Here is a 1819-nt window from a genome sequence, read left to right as displayed (position 1 = left end):
GATCTGGATCAAAGACCTCACTCAGACCACCACTTGATCACGACTCAATACGCGCCCTAGCCTCGGCATCGATATTTCCAAATCTTTGGAAGGATGGAATATGGGAACGACTGATGACGACCGAGTTCAGTACCTCCTTGACCGGGTCGAGATCCAGGACAAGATCGCCCTCTACGGACTGGGACAAGACCTGCATCAGGCGGACAGTGGGGACGGCAACGTGCTCGCCCAGTGGGGCGACTTGTTCACTCCCGACGCCAAGATCGATGCCACCGACGGAGTGAATAAGCTCTTCGAACTCGGCGACTACGCCGAGATGATGCGCGGCAAGGACCTCGTCGGCGGCACTGAAGGCCTGGGTTTCTCCTTCAACGCGTGGCAGCACATCGAAGGTCACGCGACGGTGACGATCAACGGCGACACCGCCCACTCGATCGCTCCACACCTACACACTCACAGCAACCGAGACGGGTCAAGCAACACTTTCGCGGTCGGCTACTGGCACGACGACTGGGTCCGCACACCTACGGGCTGGAGGATCTCTTATCGTCGCGTGCAGAACCTGTACTTCCACACATTCCCTCTTGTCGCGAACCCCCAAATGGTGTCGGGCTACGAAGCATCCGTAGCGATGTCCTCGACGGATACCTCACACTCGTCAGAGGGCGTTTGATGTGACCGAGTTGCCGCTCATGGTCTAGTAGGTCCCTCGCCGGGTTGGCGTAGTCTCGTCCGTTATGCGCTTGGCGACGTTGTCGATCGAGGCGAGGTGGATCATGGCTTCGGAGCTGGCCGTGAGGGTCTCGTAGTCACGGGCAAGGCGCCTGTGCATCATGATCCAACCGATACTCCGCTCCACCACCCATCGCCTTTTCAGGACGTGAAATCCGCGAGTTCCGGGGTTCTTGTCGACGACTTCGACATCGATCCCGAGTTTCGCGCCGTGTTCGACGACCGCCTTCTTGAAGCCGGTGTCGACCCAGCTCTTGGCGATGGTTGGGTACGTCTCCTTCGCCTGGTCGAGGAGGCGTATCCCCAGGGCGTTTTCAGAGAGGCCGGCGGCGGTGACGGTCACGGCGAGGATCAGGCCGACCGTGTCGGTGAGGATTCCTCGCTTCCGGCCCACGGTCTTCTTCGCGGCATCGGTTCCCTGGCTGGTCACGGGCACGTTGGTGGATGTCTTGACGCTCTGGGTGTCGATGACGGAGGCCGTCGGCTCGGGCTTCCGGCCTTCCTTCACGCGGGCCAGGGCGGTGAGGTCGTAATTGAGCTGGGCGAAGATTCCTTCGTCGCGCCAGGCGGCGTAGTAGAAGTAGACGGTGCCGTGGCCGGGGAAGTCGTGCGGGAGGTACTTCCAGGGGATTCCGGTGCGGTTGAGGTAGAGGATCGCGTTGAACACGTCGCGCAGGTCGACTTTCGCCGGCTGGCCGGTGGGGCGACGTTCGAGGCGAGCATTCCGCCAGGCCGTCAATGTCGGTTCGATCAGGGCCCATCGGGCGTCGGACAGGTCGCTGGGGTACGGCTTGCGATCACTCACGGCACACCCTGAGAGCATGCTGGCACTTCTCGTTCCGTTGGCGGCTAGGAGATTCTGTTGCATCTCTACGTCAGACGGGTTTCCGGACCCAGAAGCGGATGAGACGGGCGGCGGAGCTCTCGCCTTGCCGAGCGGCGTACTTCGCATATCGGGGCTGCCTGCAGTGAAGTGGGGCGCTCACATAAGGCGTGTACCGCCCCTGGCCTGCATAAATGCCCTCTTAGAGGTCGTTTTCACCTGTGAAGTGTGCTTTATCCAGGGCTTTTCGATCGGGTGTCATCA

General features: G+C 61.0%; 2 protein-coding genes. One reads left to right on the top strand and one right to left on the bottom strand.

The genetic code is table 11. From position 1 onward, the window contains the following. Positions 1-100 precede the first annotated feature (100 nt). Positions 101-673, top strand: coding sequence for a nuclear transport factor 2 family protein (locus tag IEZ19_RS49635; protein WP_189317934.1), 573 nt, complete (start codon positions 101-103; stop codon positions 671-673). A 24-nt stretch (positions 674-697) separates the two neighbouring features. Here the strand turns inward: IEZ19_RS49635 and IEZ19_RS49630 are convergent, their stop codons facing one another. Next, positions 698-1537, bottom strand: a complete 840-nt coding sequence (locus tag IEZ19_RS49630; RefSeq protein ID WP_189317933.1) for an IS5 family transposase — start codon at positions 1535-1537, stop codon at positions 698-700. Positions 1538-1819: the final 282 nt, after the last annotated feature.

This window comes from Streptomyces brasiliensis (assembly GCF_014647875.1).
Taxonomy (GTDB): domain Bacteria; phylum Actinomycetota; class Actinomycetes; order Streptomycetales; family Streptomycetaceae; genus Streptomyces; species Streptomyces brasiliensis.
The sequence above is the reverse complement of the archived record's forward strand: the minus strand, read 5'-3'. Positions and strand labels throughout refer to the sequence as shown.